Raw genomic sequence first — 268 nt, forward strand, 5'->3', positions numbered from 1 at the left:
CGCCAACTTGAACAAATTGAGCATGAGCTCCGTCTCATTCTTGAGCGTATTCCTTATGCACAGAAGTTCCTTGAAATACGAGGCATCTATGTTACGAATCTAGCGGGTGTCCTCGGTGAGGCTGGTGATCTAAGCGGATATACGCACGGAAATGCTTTACTGCGGCATGCTGGGTTAAATCTAGCTGAAGCTAGCTCCGGGAAATGGCGAGGAAAGATGGTGCTCAGCAAACGAGGTCGGCCACGTTTACGTCATTTTCTTTATCTCA

Annotated in this window: 1 protein-coding gene; it reads left to right on the forward strand. The window is 48.1% G+C overall.

Annotated features, from left to right (window positions below; all coding sequences use genetic code 11):
• A partial coding sequence (locus HPT30_RS31295; RefSeq protein WP_175369648.1) for a transposase occupies positions 1-268 on the forward strand: 268 nt, incomplete at both ends.

The sequence above is a fragment of the Paenibacillus agri genome (assembly GCF_013359945.1).
Lineage (GTDB): Bacteria > Bacillota > Bacilli > Paenibacillales > Paenibacillaceae > Paenibacillus_AQ > Paenibacillus_AQ agri.